Annotated in this window: 15 protein-coding genes; 7 read left to right on the forward strand and 8 right to left on the reverse strand. The window is 53.1% G+C overall.

What is annotated here, in order from left to right:
• The first annotated feature begins 62 nt into the window (after positions 1-62).
• From IEV97_RS02725 to IEV97_RS02735, 3 genes are all read left to right on the forward strand, one after another.
• Complete coding sequence (locus IEV97_RS02725; protein ID WP_188499959.1) at positions 63-1082, forward strand: proline iminopeptidase-family hydrolase; 1020 nt, start codon at positions 63-65, stop codon at positions 1080-1082.
• Between the two features lie 250 nt (positions 1083-1332).
• Positions 1333-1947 carry a c-type cytochrome gene (locus IEV97_RS02730; RefSeq protein ID WP_188499960.1) on the forward strand — a complete coding sequence of 205 codons (615 nt, stop codon included), beginning with the start codon at positions 1333-1335 and terminating at the stop codon, positions 1945-1947.
• A 200-nt stretch (positions 1948-2147) separates the two neighbouring features.
• Positions 2148-3281 carry a sensor histidine kinase gene (locus IEV97_RS02735; RefSeq protein WP_188499961.1) on the forward strand — a complete coding sequence of 378 codons (1134 nt, stop codon included), beginning with the start codon at positions 2148-2150 and terminating at the stop codon, positions 3279-3281.
• Between the two features lie 24 nt (positions 3282-3305).
• Here IEV97_RS02735 and IEV97_RS02740 read toward each other — a convergent pair whose 3' ends face one another.
• Positions 3306-3785 carry a DUF6644 family protein gene (locus IEV97_RS02740; RefSeq protein WP_229733757.1) on the reverse strand — a complete coding sequence of 160 codons (480 nt, stop codon included), beginning with the start codon at positions 3783-3785 and terminating at the stop codon, positions 3306-3308.
• A 2-nt stretch (positions 3786-3787) separates the two neighbouring features.
• Positions 3788-4141: a DUF6152 family protein gene (locus IEV97_RS02745; protein WP_188499962.1), complete on the reverse strand. Its 354-nt coding sequence runs from the start codon at positions 4139-4141 to the stop codon at positions 3788-3790.
• A 143-nt stretch (positions 4142-4284) separates the two neighbouring features.
• Between IEV97_RS02745 and IEV97_RS02750 the strand changes: the two genes are divergently transcribed.
• Complete coding sequence (locus IEV97_RS02750; protein ID WP_188499963.1) at positions 4285-4572, forward strand: hypothetical protein; 288 nt, start codon at positions 4285-4287, stop codon at positions 4570-4572.
• Here the strand turns inward: IEV97_RS02750 and IEV97_RS02755 are convergent.
• Together IEV97_RS02755 and IEV97_RS02760 are read right to left on the reverse strand one after the other, a co-directional pair.
• On the reverse strand, positions 4519-5106 hold the full coding sequence (locus tag IEV97_RS02755; protein WP_188499964.1) for a hypothetical protein: 588 nt from the start codon (positions 5104-5106) through the stop codon (positions 4519-4521). The two genes, IEV97_RS02750 and IEV97_RS02755, sit on opposite strands and share 54 nt — an antisense overlap.
• A gap of 58 nt (positions 5107-5164) precedes the next feature.
• Complete coding sequence (locus tag IEV97_RS02760) at positions 5165-5857, reverse strand: hypothetical protein (RefSeq protein WP_188499965.1); 693 nt, start codon at positions 5855-5857, stop codon at positions 5165-5167.
• A gap of 241 nt (positions 5858-6098) precedes the next feature.
• Between IEV97_RS02760 and IEV97_RS02765 the strand changes: the two genes are divergently transcribed.
• The gene (locus IEV97_RS02765) at positions 6099-6890 is read left to right on the forward strand and encodes a bestrophin-like domain (protein ID WP_229733758.1); all 792 of its coding nucleotides are present in this window, start codon (positions 6099-6101) and stop codon (positions 6888-6890) included.
• A gap of 141 nt (positions 6891-7031) precedes the next feature.
• Complete coding sequence (locus tag IEV97_RS02770; protein ID WP_188499966.1) at positions 7032-7208, forward strand: hypothetical protein; 177 nt, start codon at positions 7032-7034, stop codon at positions 7206-7208.
• Between the two features lie 111 nt (positions 7209-7319).
• Here IEV97_RS02770 and IEV97_RS02775 read toward each other — a convergent pair whose 3' ends face one another.
• Complete coding sequence (locus IEV97_RS02775; protein ID WP_188499967.1) at positions 7320-7934, reverse strand: hypothetical protein; 615 nt, start codon at positions 7932-7934, stop codon at positions 7320-7322.
• A gap of 233 nt (positions 7935-8167) precedes the next feature.
• Here IEV97_RS02775 and IEV97_RS02780 point away from each other — a divergent pair, with 233 nt between their 5' ends.
• Positions 8168-9004, forward strand: coding sequence for an alpha/beta fold hydrolase (locus tag IEV97_RS02780; protein WP_188499968.1), 837 nt, complete (start codon positions 8168-8170; stop codon positions 9002-9004).
• Between the two features lie 111 nt (positions 9005-9115).
• Here the strand turns inward: IEV97_RS02780 and IEV97_RS02785 are convergent, their stop codons facing one another.
• The 3 genes from IEV97_RS02785 to IEV97_RS02795 all read right to left on the reverse strand — a co-directional run bounded on the left by IEV97_RS02785 (position 9116) and on the right by IEV97_RS02795 (position 13840).
• Entirely contained in the window at positions 9116-11323 is a 2208-nt protein-coding gene (locus tag IEV97_RS02785) for an acylase (protein WP_188499969.1), read from the reverse strand.
• A 378-nt stretch (positions 11324-11701) separates the two neighbouring features.
• Entirely contained in the window at positions 11702-13450 is a 1749-nt protein-coding gene (locus IEV97_RS02790) for an ABC transporter ATP-binding protein (RefSeq protein WP_188499970.1), read from the reverse strand.
• A 180-nt stretch (positions 13451-13630) separates the two neighbouring features.
• Positions 13631-13840 (reverse strand): hypothetical protein, encoded by a 210-nt coding sequence (locus IEV97_RS02795; RefSeq protein WP_188499971.1) that lies wholly within the window; start codon positions 13838-13840, stop codon positions 13631-13633.
• Position 13841 lies beyond the last annotated feature (1 nt).

Raw genomic sequence — 13841 nt, forward strand, 5'->3', positions numbered from 1 at the left:
GAAGCTATACTTTTCTTATATTTATCGTACATATTCCTTCCTCTCACCTTAAACAATACGCCATGAAATCACTTCTCTCCATTCGCCAACTCTCCCCTTCCGGAAACTCCGGCAGCCACACACCTTCCGTGGTAGACTACCACAACTACGCCGGCACGGAACACGAACTGAGCGGCGGGGCCCGCCGGATCACCATCAACACCCCGAAAGGTGAATTCTTTGTCTGGACGAAGCGGGTGGGTAACAACCCGACCATCAAGCTGCTTTTATTGCATGGCGGCCCGGGCGGCACACACGAGGCCTTTGAGTGCTTCCACAGTTTCCTGCCCAGGGCGGGCATCGAGTACTATTACTACGACCAGCTGGGTTCCCACTACAGCGACAAACCCGACGATACCAGCCTCTGGGAGATCGACCGCTTTGTGGAGGAAGTAGAGCAGGTACGCCAGGCACTGCAACTAGACAATAGCAACTTCTACCTGCTGGGCCACTCCTGGGGCGGCATCCTGGCCATGGAGTACGCGCTCAAGTACCAGCAGCACCTCAAAGGCCTGATCATCTCGAACATGATGTCGAGCGTGCCCGCCTACAACCGCTACGCCGACGAGGTGCTGGGTCCGCAGATGCCCACCGAGGTGCTGGCCGAGATCAAGCAAATAGAGGCCGACAACGATTTTGAGAACCCGCGCTACATGGAGCTGCTGCTGCCGCACTTCTATACCCAGCACGCGCTGCGCATGCCGCTGGAAGAGTGGCCGGACCCGGCGTTGCGCATGCTCGACCACATGAACCAGACCATTTACGTGCAGATGCAGGGCCCGAGCGAGTTCGGCATCCGGGGCAATGCCTCGCTGTTAAAATGGGACCGCTCCAAAGACCTACCAGGTATAGCTGTGCCCACACTCACCATCGGCGGCCAGCACGACACCATGGACCCGAAACACATGGAGTGGATGGCCTCGCAGTTTCCGGACGGCCGCTACCTGCACTGCCCCGAAGGCAGCCACATGGCCTTCTACGACGACCAGAAAACTTACTTCGAAGGACTGGTAAGGTTTATGAAGGAGGTGGACCGGGTATAGTTAGAAAGTTGAGAAGTCAGGAAGCCTGGTCTAAAGACCATGCAGTATCCGAAGGTACTGCGAGTGTCTGGGCAAGAACGAAGCATCCGGGCAGACCGTTACCAAAACGCTTCCTTCCAGAATTTCTAACCTTAACACCAGACCTGAGGCTGTTCACGCAGTAATCCAATCAGTTGTTCCGGATCTTTTGGATAATTGGTAAATTAGGTAAGCCAGTTAACGTGTTTATTCCACTTAAAACCTTACCGCTATGAAAATTTATCTCCTGATTTCCTCCCTCCTGCTCTTCTCCATCCTGATACTTTCGACACCTGTTCTGAAAAATCAGCCGAAAACAGACAGGAAGCCGGCCGTCTCCGGGACTGTACTGCAAGCAAATCAGGAGCAGATTAAACGAGGAGAGCACCTGGTGCTTACTTCTGCCTGCCACGACTGCCATACGCCCAAAAAAATGACCGACAAGGGTCCAGTGATGGACTACGACAGAGCCTTGTCCGGACATCCTGCTAATGAGCCGGCACCTGACGTAAACCGCAAGGAAATGGAACAGAAGGGCTTGATCGTGACCAGTACACTGACTTCCTGGGTGGGGCCCTGGGGAATTTCGTATGCAGCCAACCTAACCTCCGATGCGACCGGTATCGGCAAGTGGACGGAGAAACAGTTTTTCACGGCCATTCGGGAGGGCAAGTATAAGGGTCTGGAAAACTCCCGGATGCTACTGCCACCTATGCCCTGGGATATGTACAAAAACATGACAGACGAAGAGTTGCGGGCCATCTTCGCCTACCTTAAATCCACCAAGCCGATCAAGAACGTAGTTCCGGCCCCCACCCCTCCGGTGACTGCCGCATCCGGCAAATAGAGAACTTACATTGTTTCGATCCATCAATCCAAAAGGTCCGCTGGCTAGATCAGGCAGGCCTGGCTGGTAGTGGCTGGCGCGGGCTTGCAGCTCGTACCGAAACCGACGCAACCTATACCTTCAGCTTGGGTAGCCGCACGAACAACATAACCTGTGTTCTGTTTAAAGAGTAAATAGCTTGAAAAAAACGCTAACTCTGCATGAACCCACAGCATTCACCGGAAGCACTCAACTCTTTTTTTATTGAGCAGGTTAAAGACTACGCCATATTCGCGATGGATACCGAGGGTATCATTACCACCTGGAACCAGGGAGTAGAGCAGCTGAAGGGATACAGAGAAGAGGAATTTGTTGGCCATTTTTATGGTATGCTGTTTCCGGATGAATACCAGCAGGCGGGCAAACCCCAGACAGAACTGAAATCTGCCCTGGAAGAAGGCGTGTACGAAGCGCAGGACTGGCGCAAGCGAAAAGACGGTTCCCTGTTCTGGGCCAATGTTAAACTTACCCCCATTTACGCAGACGGCAAGCACATCGGTTTCACGAAGATAACGGGCGACAGAACCGTGCAGAAAGAGCTGCGGGACAAGCTGGCGGCACGCCAGCAAAGTGCGCTCGAGCACAAGAATACCGAACTGGAGCGCATCAACCTTGACCTGGATACCTTCATTTACACAGCCTCCCACGATCTCCGGTCTCCGATCATGAACATAGAAGGGCTGATGGATATCCTGAAAAGGGAACTGGAGGCCTCTGATGCCCTGAACAGCACCACAGAAGAGATTTTACAGTATGTGGTGGATTCTGTTAACCGGTTTAAACGGACCATTGCCGACCTGACCGAGATCAGTAGGATGCAGAAGGGTTTCAGCGAAAGTGCTTCAAGTGAGGTGATCAACATCAAGGAAGTGTACGATGAGATCATGGCGGATATGAACAGTCCCGCCAGGCTAAAGGACTGCTTCATCCATACTGACCTGCAGGTGTATCAGCTTACGTTCTCACGGAAAAACTTCAGGAGTATTTTGTACAACCTGATCAGCAATGCCATCAAGTTTCAGTCGCCGGACCGTGACTGCCTGATCACGCTAAGCACACGTTTGGAAGAACCCTGGGTGGTGTTAAGCATGAAAGACAATGGGCTGGGTATAAACGTTCGCCAGCAAACCCAGCTGTTCACGATGTTCAAACGATTTCATGACCATGTGGAAGGCACCGGCATCGGGCTATACATGGTAAAGCGCATCCTGGAAAATGCCGGCGGCAAAATAGAAGTGGAAAGCGAAGAGGATGCCGGCACAGAATTCAGGCTCTATTTCCCGGCAGCTGTTTAAGGCTTTCTTTGGACTTGCTATGACTTAATAAGCCAGCAACCTTCCGCAGGCAATCACCACCACCCACACCACCAGCGAGCACACCGCCACCCCTTTGGCAATCCGGGGCGTGTTACCGCTCCCCCAATCCGGCGAGGAAGGCGCGAGAAACCAGTGAAAATATCCGGCATTTATACCTCCCACCGCGAGTACGATCAGCTTGGTGTGAAATACGGGATCGCCTGCCAGCGCGACCGCGTTGGTGCTGAACAGCAGTAAACCGGAAGGAACGATCAGGTATAGGCCCCTTCTGGACCAGGGCAACAGATGGTGGGCTAAATCCGGAACAGGCAGGTTTCTGGAAAAACCCAGCAGACGCAGATCGAACAGGAAAGCGGCGCCCACCAGCAGCACGATGCCCAGGATGTGAAGGATCTCCAGAAAAGGGTATAGCCAGGTAGATTGCCGGATAGCGCTGGCCAGCGCTGATTCTTCCAGCCCTTGCAGCAGCCCGATCACGGTCACCGCTAGCGTAGTTCTATCTTCTTATCCCCGACATATACCCGCTCTGCTCGCATTTCATTTTTCACTTCCTTATGCGGATAGCCCACCACCCGCACCGAGTCGCCGGCCTGCAGCATACCCTTGCTCAGCCCGCGGGAGCTCATTCTGCTGGGTGGAGCCAGCACCACTGTCCAGGTTTTGTCCTCGTACTGCAGCTTCAACATGCCATGCGGGTTTTCATAAGTGATTTCCTCCACCAGGCCGGTATAGTCAAGCGTTTTGGTCTGGTCGTAGTTTGCCCAGCCATGGTGCAACACAGAGAAAGCGGCAGCCAAAGGCAGGAATATAAGCAGGAGTAGTTTGGCAGGTAAGATCATAAGTATAAATGAGTTAGTGTTACACTTATGTAAAAACGAGGGAAACTAAAAAAGGTGTAGGTGTTAGCCCAGGACTTGCCACCATCTTGCCCATCGAAGAAAGTTTGCAGCTCGTGCCTATACCCTCCCACCCAACTATACTTGTGGCTTTACCTGCACTGATAGGTATAGCTTACCACTTCTTCCCTCCCATCGCTATACCTGGTAATGGCCGTAGTCGGAAAGCCCTGTTCGTTGTAGGTATAGGCGGTGGTATGGCTGGGGAAGCTTGGGTTAACTTCCTGCACGGTATAGCGAACCAGGTTGTGCGCAGACGGTGGCCGCAGCGGCTCGAAATAGGTATGGGCCAGCGAGGCGGCTGGCAGGGGATTCGCATCTTAGCTCAACTGCACATGGTAGTAGCTATCAGCGCCCGGAACCAGCTGCTCTAAGGAAACAGGATCGCCCTCCTCATAGGTATACCGCCACATTAGTTCCGTAACCGGCTTTCCGGAAGACATACTGACATACTGCGCCTCGGCAAGTTCATGCCGGCTGTTATAGATCAGGGTATAGTAGCCCAGTTCCACTTCTTTGAAGTCGCCGGTGCGCGTGTTGAACCTGGTCTGCTTCGCCAGCTTTCCCTGCCCGTTGTACTCGTTCACGTAACGGTTATACTTCTGTACAACCTCTGTTACCTGCCCTTTTTTGTTATACTTCAGTTCGGCTTTTTCGAAATACAAACCTGCGTAATCTGTCTGGAAAATGGCAGCGAGCGCCTGCCTGTCGGTATACTCCAGCCGGGTCGTGATCGTCTGGGGCTTGATGGGGTTACCAGGATAAAGCACAGGGTCATAAGTGAGCGTACTGGTTTGCTCCACCAGCAGGCACTCCGGCACCGCTACCGGTACAGGTTCATCGCGCTCGGAGCAGCCCCACAGCAGCAGGACCAGGGGAAAAAGGAAGCGTACATTCATGCCAGCCATGTGGTTAAATCTTGACCAATCAGATAAAAGCTTGTTTCGTGCAAGAGCACGCTCCTCCTTATTTGACAGGGACACCCACTATCGCGAATTCCTGCACCACTAGGGTATCGCCCTCGCGGAGCAAGGAAATGCCTGTTGGGTCAAACTGGTTGCTGACGACCATGCCGCGGCCACTGGACTGCCGTTGATGGGCATAAGCCAGGCGGTGTAAGAGCAGGTCCGGTCTTTTCAGGGAAGCCACCAATCGCTCTTTTGTTTTGTAGGTATAGTCATACCCCGTGTTCAGGGCAGGTGGCAAGGGTTGAATGTCGTAGATAAGGGGCTTGTGCTTGCTGATGCCAGCGAGTAAATTCATGTAGAACTCGTCGTAGCGGCTATACCCGCCATTGCGCTCTTCTTTAGAAGTAAGCACCAGCGCATCGTTCTGCTTCTGCACCTCATACTTGGTCACCCTCCCGTTATCCATTGCTGCTTCTGAACCGGACAGAAAAGTGATTTTGGCGCCGGATGCATCCTCAGGCTCCGTGGCCCCCAAATCGTAGAGCGACTGCATTCTCAGGGTTAACGCGTGGCCCTTGATAAAGGTCTGGTCTTTCACCTCCCCCTTGCGTGTAAACATCCGGACGGGTTGTACCTGGTCAATCCGCTTGAGTTCGAATGTAGCGGGATAATCCAGGCCCGGACCATCAGCGTCTTTGTCGCAGGCGCTCAGCCATACGAGTGCGAAGAAAAGGAGTAAGCGTGTTTTCATGTAAACAGGTGTTAGGCAGACAAATATATCTTTTTCTGAATAAAAGTATAATGTTCAACGTGTATTTAATTAATGCCTCTGATAACGGCAACATTGCCAGTGTGCCCTTGCAGTTCTGGCTGATAATTACCGTAGGTATAGCGTCCTACATACTTCATCTCAACAGAAATTACGTATAGGGCTTAGCCGCTTTACGGGTGCCTGCGGCTGACAGGTTGGAGTTCGGAAAAGCTTAAAAGGCATGGCGACAGAAATTATGTACGACCATAACAGTATCCTGATTGTGGCGGTGTTGTTTGTGTTGATACTGGCAGCCCAGGAAGCAGGCTACCGGATCGGACACCGCTACCAGCGCAAAACCGACACAGACCTAAAAGCGCAGACCAGTACGATACAGGCCGGCACCCTGGGTTTGCTGGCGCTTATACTTGGTTTTACCTTCAACATGGCCCTGCAGCGCTACAACAACCGAAGCGAGGCCGTTATAAATGAGGCCAACGCCATCGGCACCGCCCTGATGCGCGCCCACCTGCTTCCCGCGCCCTACGATTCGATTTCGCATGTACTGCTCCAGCAATACCTCGACCTGCGCCTGGCCCTCAGCAACACCGATTACGCCATGGTGACAGAGCAGGAGGCGCTTGCCACCGAGACTGAAGCGCTGCAGCGCAAGATCTGGGAGAATGCCGTAAAGGCAGCCCGTGTGGATCCGCGCACGGTTACTACCGGTTTCTTTATCAACTCGCTCAATAACATGATAGACGCCCACAGCAAACGGAATGCCCTGCTGGCGATGCATGTACCCGAGGTCATTCTATACCTGCTGTTCATTGTGTTCATCATGTCAGGGGCCCTGATCGGGTATGGCAGCGGACTGGGCCAAAAGCGCACCACGCTACCATCTGCATTCCTGATTTCCATGATCTGCCTGGTGGTGTTCATCATCATTGACCTGGACCGGCCAAAACGTGGTATTATCAAAGTAAACCAACAGAGTATGGAACAACTCAAACAAGATGAGAAGCCGGAGTAATAACAGGATTTTCGCGCTTTGTTTGAATTACCCTGCTTGTTTTACTTGGTTGATAAGTATGCTGATCTTGCCCAATGGCAGCTTTGTTAAAATACCCCGGAATAACCCGTTGATAATGGATTAAAGTGCGTATCTTAGGATATGCTAGAAAATACATTCCCCATCGGATCTGAAGTGTTCGCCAAAGTGAATCCGGATCTAAAATTAATAATCAGACAATACCTGAAGCGCATCTACTACTGCACCATTGTTGGCAACCCTTTGCAGCGGGATCTGGTGTACTTCGAGCGGGAGTTGATACCGGTACGAGTTAAATAAAAAGTGAAAGCCCCCGCCAAAAGCAGGGGCTTTTTTAATAGACAAGCTTTTTTCAGTCGGATATACTTTCGAAAGCTCCTGATTGCTGGTAACTCAGCAAGCTTACCAAATCTACGTGATACTGTAGGTCATCAGCGGAATGTTAGCATACTGACCGGCATCTGTCAGGATCAGGCCTACGCCTTTGGCCCAGAAGTAATTCATCTCGATGCCCGAATCAATCTCCATTTCCATGAAAGTAATAGAGGTCTTGGTTTGCACATGGATCACCTCCTTGTAGGTCTTGCCCTCCACCGTTTTGGTCATGTTTTTGGCGATAATGGTAAAGGTCGTTTTGGTATCGATGCCATTCATCACATTGGTCTGGAACCATGGCTTGCCCTCGGGCATCTCTTCTTTCAGAAACGTCAGGGCTATATTACCAATGGTTGGATCCATTCCGATGCCGGTATACACGCCCTTTTCTTTCAGCAGATAAGACTTTCTTGTTTCACTTCCCTGCTTCGTTTCAAACTCTGAATAGGTTTTCCCTTCGATGACCTTGGTGTTGCCTGTGGCGGTAACCGAGTAAGGATTGGTACCACCATAATTCCAGGTGGAGCCTTTTGTAGTAGGGAAGTAATCCAGTTCAGTTGTTGCCGGAGAAGTATCTTCGTCCTTGTCGCCACACGAAACCAGGATGCCCAGCATCAGGCACCACATCAATACAAATCTAAGTTTGTTCATAGATATATAGTTATTTTACTATGCAAGATAGGAAAATAAAATTACCGCGAAAATGGAATAATTTTCTGTCCTGTCAAGCAGCAACCCTAGGCCATCTGATTGCCACAGCGTATCAAATCTCGAAAAGTAAGAAATGCCTTTGAGTGAACATTTACCCCTATAATCAGTTAAAAGAAAATGCCTGTCGGCATACCCTGAACAACATCTATAACCACTAAAACAAACTTAAAATCATGCCTTTTATCGAAACAGAAGACATCCAGCGGGGAGAGAATGTATACCTGAATTACCAGGACCATGGCGACGGACAGCCCGTGATCCTGATCCATGGCTGGCCGCTGAGCCACAAGATGTGGGAGAACCAGGTACAGGCTGTTGTGGATGCCGGCTTCCGCTGCATCGCCTACGACCGCCGCGGCTTTGGAGACTCCGACCGGCCTTACCTCCACTATGACTATACCTCCCTGGCTCTTGACCTGCGTGCCCTGATCGAGCAGCTCGACCTGCGACACTGCGTATTGGTGGGCTTCTCGATGGGAGGCGGTGAAGTAGTGCGCTACCTGAGCATGTATGGCAACGACCGCATCGACAAGGCCGTGCTCATCAGCTCCATCATCCCGATCGTGAAGAAAACGGACGATAACCCGAAGGGCGTGCCGGAAGACAAGCTGGACGGGATCATGGAAGCGCTCCAAACCAAGCGGGTGACTTTCCTGGCGGAGTTCAGCAAGCTGTTCTACAACTCCAGCGATAACAAAGACACGGCTACAGAAGAGGTGCTGCAGTATGACTGGACGATTGCCACGGCTGCGTCTCCGCACGCTACCATCGAAACAGCCAAAGCCTGGGGCCATACGGACTTCCGCCCCGAACTGCGCAACGTAACGGTACCAACGCTGATCGTACACGGCGATGCCGACCAGATCGTGCCGATCGAAACCAGCAGCGACCAGGCTTCCAAAGAGATCCGGCAGAACAAATACATTAAAATCAAGAACGCCCCACACGGCTTGTTCCTGACACACAAAGAAGAGCTGAATAATGCGCTGCTGGATTTCCTGCGGCAGTAGACAATTTTGGAGTAGCGACCTTGCAGCTCGTGCTAGCGATGCAATGCCAAACAAAAAGGTCCGGACTCTTTAGCCCGGACCTTTCTTATTATTCAGATCAAATTAGAGTTTCTATTTGCTCACCCGCTGCCCCGGCTTGTAGGTAGCCCTGGCTCTTTTCTCCACGTCTTCGCGGTAATAGGCCACGTCTTTAAAATTAACATCGGCATAGCGTTGGGCCTGGTCGTTGAAATGCGGGGATTTCGGGTCGCCGCTCTGGCCACCGGCCAGGATGGTCTTGGCCTTTACCTTGTCGCCAAACTCAACCACCGCCACAAAGCTGTTGCCTGAAGTACCATACAGGCGTTTGGTGTCGTAGCGGTTGGCGCCATAGGAAGCCAGCGCACCCCAGTTGCCCGACGCCATACCTACCGGTATACTTGGGGCTGCATCGTTGAAAGGCTGCTTGATGTCACCTGTCAGGCGCTGGAAGCGGTTGATCTCGCCCCAGGGTGTGTTCCACTTGCCAAAGTCCTTTTCCAGTTCGGCGATGGTCTTCTGGAAAATCTCCAGGCGCTCGGCTGCAGGGGCTGTGTTGGCGTAATAGTCAAATCGCTCCATGATATGCCCTTTTGGCGCACTGCCGTCCCGGAGCAAGTTGGTGGCATAGAAGTGTGCCAGCGACATTGCCACGGACTCTTTCGACACGGCGTAGTCCCAGTTGCGCATCACGTCGATGGCGGCCTTCAGTTTCGGGTCGTTCGGCTTTTGGGCATCATAGGCTTTCACGAGACCGGGTATCAGTACTTCAAAGCCGGGCAGGTAGGGGTCATAGGCCAGATCAATCAGTTTGTCAAGCGTCAGGTTCTCTGCTTTCTGGAGCAGGCGGATGGCATGCACACCCCGGAAGTTTTCAGGCGAAGGCGCCATGTACACGGGGTAGTCTTCTTTCTTCGGGCTATACTCAGCAGCGGCCGTGTAAGGCGTGGAGTTGCAGTTCTGGATCCAGCCGTTTGGCGGGTTCACGAGGCGGATCGTTTCGTCCAGCGTGTGCAGACCGTTCCAGTCGGTTTTCGGGTTGCTGCCATCCACCGGCTTGGAGTAGTCGAAGGAAGTGTCGCGCTTCGGGAAGAAGTTGCCGTGGTAGTAGGCGATGTTGCCGTCGGCATCCGCGTACACGGTGGCGTTAGAGGAGTTGGTGCGCATTTGCATCATCTCGTTAAATTCCTTCAGGTTGCTTTTCTTGGTGCGGGTATAGGATTGGATCAGCGCATCCACCGGCTTCCACATCAGGGCCGTGGCTACCCACTTGTCGCCGTTGATGTGCGTAATCGGTCCGTGGTGCGTGCGGTAGGTCGTGAAGGTCTTTCGCTTCAGTTCATCACTATTCTTGTAGGCCAGCGTCACTTCCTGTGTTTCCACCGGCCGCAGTTCCTCGCCGTACTTATAGAACAGCTTACCGTCCTCTTTCACAATAGTCTCCTCGAACTCGTCGATCACATCGGCATAGGCAGACGTGTGCATCCAGCCGGTCTTCTCGTTGAAGCCCTGGTAAATGAAGAACTGCCCCCAGGTCACGGCGCCGTAGGCGTTCAGCCCCTCTTCGCTCACCGCATGCACCTCACCCCGGAAAAAGAAAGAGGTATGCGGGTTGATCAGCAGCATGGCGTCGCCGGAGGCCGTGTGCTTTCCCGAGATGGCAAAACCATTGGATCCCTTTGGCTCTTCCAGCAAGGCCGGCTGCACCAGTCCGTGACCAGCACTGTTCAGCCCGAGTGATCTGTCAGATTCATAAAATGCTTTGATTCCTTTGGTAGAAACGCTCTCGATGTCGCCGCCAATGGAGCCTTCGCTGAAGTACATCGGCATCCAGGGTTCAAAGCGCGTAAGCAGTTTCGGTTTCACTTCCGGGTGCGTGTGCAAATAGTAGTTGATGCCGTCGGCAAAGGCCTGGCAAAGCTCCTTCAGCCACGCCGGACTTCTTTCATATTCAGCCTTGGCCTCTTCTTCTGTCATGTACAAACGGGCGCGCAGATCGCTGTAAAGCTGCTCCTCTCCTTCTACCTCCGCCAACCTACCGGTGGCCCACAGGTAATTGCGCTCCACGCGGTTGAAATCGTCTTCGCACTGGGCGTACAGCAGTCCAAAAACAGCATCCGCATCGGTTTTGCCGTAGATGTGCGGCACGCCAAAATCATCGCGCATGATGGTGATGCGGGCTGCCTGCTCTTCCCACTTCGCCACCTCGCTTGCAGAATCAGTTTTAGGGTTGGTGGCGCAGGACGAGAGGTAGACGAACAAAAGCAGCAGGAGCGCCTGGGACTTGAAAAGGTATTTCATGGTTTTAAGGTAGATAAGCTGAAAAACGATCTACCAATTTAAGGATAATTCTGAAAATCTTAGGAATGATGTAAGGCAGGCGCCCCCTATACAGGCGCGATCTGACAGCCTTATTCTGTCCCCTATCTTTACCGGAACAATTTTTATGCTTGAGAATTGTCCCCTTGAGGGGACTGCAGGGGTGTGAAGCTACGGAGCGGGCGGCCTATCCACAAAACCGGTGCCCCCCGCTCTTACAGTTGTGGAACAAGAGCTCATTCGGATTTGCAATCCGGAAGTCAATGGCTGTGGATTTGCAATCCGCATAGCAAAAGCAGCTATACCTACTGCCACTTTAAAACCAGGAAAACAGCCTACACATTCACAACCGCTACCACATCAAATTCTGGCCTGATAGGTATAGAGTTGATAGTAACGCCCCTGCTTCTCCAGCAGTTCTTCATGGCGGCCCTGCTCGGCGATGCAGCCCTGCTCGATCACCAGGATCTGGTCGGCCTGCCGGATGGTGCTGAGGCGGTGGGCGATGACAAAGGTGGTGCGGCCCTGCATCAGGGTCTTGAGGCTGGCCTGTATCAGGCTCTCGCTTTCGGTGTCGAGGTTGGAGGTGGCCTCGTCCAGGATAAGGATGCGCGGGTCAGCCAGGATAGCCCGTGCAATGGCAATGCGCTGTCGCTGCCCACCTGACAGCTTCACACCCCGCTCCCCGATCAGCGTGTCCAGGCCCTCCGGGAAACGGTTGGTGAATTCCTGCACATGAGCGGCCTCTACCGCCTGCATCAGCTGTTCCTCTGTAGCCTGAGGACGCGGGAATAGGATGTTCTGCCGGATGCTGCCCTCGAACAGAAAATCGTCCTGCAGCACCACGCCCAGCTGACTGCGGTAGCTCTGCAAACTGATGCTCTGCAGGTCGTGCCCGTCTACGGTAATAGTGCCACTGTCGGGGTTCAGGAACGAGGCAGCGAGCCCCGCAATCGTCGTTTTACCGGAGCCCGAAGTGCCCACCAATGCCGTGACAGAGCCGGCAGGCGCCCGGAAGCTGATCTCCTTCACCACATCCTTTCCGGTTTCATACCCAAAAGACACGCGGTCGAACACGATGTCACCCTGAATGTGATCGAGCTTGAGCGTCCGGGTTCCATGGGCATCCTCCAGCGGTGTGTTCAGTATTTCCTGAGTGCGGTCGAGGCCGGCGAAGGCTTCCGTGAACTGGCTTCCGATGTTGCTCATTTGCAGGATCGGGGCGATCATAAAACCCAGGTATAGCGTAAAGGCCAGAAAGTCGCCAAAGGTCATCTCGCCCTTCATGATCAGGTAGCCGCCGATGCCCATGATGCCCGCCGAGGCAATGCCCAGCAACAAGGTAGCGGCAGAGGTCACCATGCTGGTCGTGGTCAGGCTCTGTTTCACGTTCAGGAAAAGTCGCGTCACGCCATCTTCAAAGGTCTTGATTTCCTGCGCCTCCGCATTGAAGCCTTTGATCACGCGCACACCGCCCAGCGTTTCCGTCAGGCGACCCGTCACTTCGGCATTGATCACGCCGCGCTCCCGGAAGATCGGCCGGATCTTACCGAAGGCTTTGAGGGAGATCACTCCAAAAATGGCCACCGGGATGAGCGCAAAACCTGTCATCAGCGGACTGATATAAATCAGCAGCACGAGGCATATGAGTGAGGTCAGGACGCCGCCGATCATCTGCGCAAAGCCGGTGCCGACGAGGTTTCGCACCCCCTCCACATCGGTCATGATGCGCGACACCAGTTCGCCGGTTTTGGTATTGTCGAAAAAGCGGATGGGCAGCTGCATGATGTGACGCTGCACTTTGGCGCGCAATTGAGAGATGAGGTGCTGGGCCTCCACACTCAGTATTTGGGTGAGTGCAAAGGAAGTAACCGACTGAATGACTATGGCCGCCAGCACGGCCCCGATCAGCCATTTGAGCATGGTGCTGTCTCCGGTCGGGATCACATCATCGATGAGAAACTTACTCGCACCCGGCAGCACCAGACCTGCCAGGCGACTGATGACGATCAGCACCAACCCGACCGCAAGATACCTTCGACGCGGCCAGATGATGGTCCTGAATACTTCTGCAATCGTAACGTTCTGTAGTTTCTTTGATTTTGGCATGGGGGTGAAGATACGACAAAAAATCGCTCACAGCAGGTATAGCCGTTGTGAACGATTCATCAAATGGCATGCTATACCTTAAAAAGAATCGCTGCGTCTCCAGAAGAAAGTAGCTTTCATCGCGATGCAGAAGTGTTCACCAAGTTAAGTCGCAGTATTCACCATGTTGAGCCACCCTGCTCAGAACCCCTCCCGAAACTCCCGCAGGTGGGCGTAGCAAACCGGACTGCTGTATTCGCCTGCCTGATTCTCATCGGAATATTTGCCTGGTTTTGCCATGAAATTCCGTCGATAAAAGCGTACCAACTGCCCGGCTACCTGCAGGCTGGTACAGGCGTTTGTCAGGCGCCCGTTGACAGGTTTCGGATCTTTCTTAGGTTCTCCAGACATA

Source organism: Pontibacter amylolyticus (assembly GCF_014638845.1).
Classification (GTDB): Bacteria; Bacteroidota; Bacteroidia; order Cytophagales; family Hymenobacteraceae; genus Pontibacter; species Pontibacter amylolyticus.

Excerpts from the sequence above, each read along its gene's own strand:
- IEV97_RS02725 (WP_188499959.1), top strand. The coding sequence starts at position 63 with ATGAAATCACTTCTCTCCATTCGCCAACTCTCCCCTTCCGGAAACTCC.
- IEV97_RS02730 (WP_188499960.1), top strand. The coding sequence starts at position 1,333 with ATGAAAATTTATCTCCTGATTTCCTCCCTCCTGCTCTTCTCCATCCTG.
- IEV97_RS02735 (WP_188499961.1), top strand. The coding sequence starts at position 2,148 with ATGAACCCACAGCATTCACCGGAAGCACTCAACTCTTTTTTTATTGAG.
- IEV97_RS02745 (WP_188499962.1), bottom strand. The coding sequence starts at position 4,141 with ATGATCTTACCTGCCAAACTACTCCTGCTTATATTCCTGCCTTTGGCT.
- IEV97_RS02755 (WP_188499964.1), bottom strand. The coding sequence starts at position 5,106 with ATGGCTGGCATGAATGTACGCTTCCTTTTTCCCCTGGTCCTGCTGCTG.
- IEV97_RS02760 (WP_188499965.1), bottom strand. The coding sequence starts at position 5,857 with ATGAAAACACGCTTACTCCTTTTCTTCGCACTCGTATGGCTGAGCGCC.
- IEV97_RS02765 (WP_229733758.1), top strand. The coding sequence starts at position 6,099 with ATGGCGACAGAAATTATGTACGACCATAACAGTATCCTGATTGTGGCG.
- IEV97_RS02770 (WP_188499966.1), top strand. The coding sequence starts at position 7,032 with ATGCTAGAAAATACATTCCCCATCGGATCTGAAGTGTTCGCCAAAGTG.
- IEV97_RS02775 (WP_188499967.1), bottom strand. The coding sequence starts at position 7,934 with ATGAACAAACTTAGATTTGTATTGATGTGGTGCCTGATGCTGGGCATC.
- IEV97_RS02780 (WP_188499968.1), top strand. The coding sequence starts at position 8,168 with ATGCCTTTTATCGAAACAGAAGACATCCAGCGGGGAGAGAATGTATAC.
- IEV97_RS02785 (WP_188499969.1), bottom strand. The coding sequence starts at position 11,323 with ATGAAATACCTTTTCAAGTCCCAGGCGCTCCTGCTGCTTTTGTTCGTC.
- IEV97_RS02790 (WP_188499970.1), bottom strand. The coding sequence starts at position 13,450 with ATGCCAAAATCAAAGAAACTACAGAACGTTACGATTGCAGAAGTATTC.
- IEV97_RS02795 (WP_188499971.1), bottom strand. The coding sequence starts at position 13,840 with ATGTCTGGAGAACCTAAGAAAGATCCGAAACCTGTCAACGGGCGCCTG.